General features: G+C 62.4%; 1 protein-coding gene. It reads left to right on the top strand.

Going from position 1 to position 255, the window contains the following annotated elements:
- Window positions 1-255 (top strand): transposase (locus tag AB4Y34_RS42375; RefSeq protein WP_368719367.1); only part of this gene is annotated, 255 nt, incomplete at both ends.

Genomic DNA, 255 nt, shown 5'->3' with positions numbered 1-255 from the left:
CGGAACAAGCTTTACGCCTTGCATGCGCCGGAAGTCGAATGTCTGGCCAAAGGCAAGGCCCGCACGCCGTACGAATTCGGCGTCAAGGTGTCGATCACGACGACCCACAAGGAAGGGCTAGTGATCGAGGCGCGCTCGATGCCGGGCAATCCGTACGACGGCCATACGTTGGCCGAGGCGCTGGAGCAGGCGGCGATCCTGAGTGACGTGAAGCCGGAAGTGGCCGTTGTCGATCGCGGCTACAAGGGTGTCATC

This window comes from Paraburkholderia sp. BR10954 (genome assembly GCF_040965775.1).
In the GTDB taxonomy this organism is placed as follows: domain Bacteria; phylum Pseudomonadota; class Gammaproteobacteria; order Burkholderiales; family Burkholderiaceae; genus Paraburkholderia; species Paraburkholderia youngii.
The sequence above is the reverse complement of the archived record's forward strand: the minus strand, read 5'-3'. Positions and strand labels throughout refer to the sequence as shown.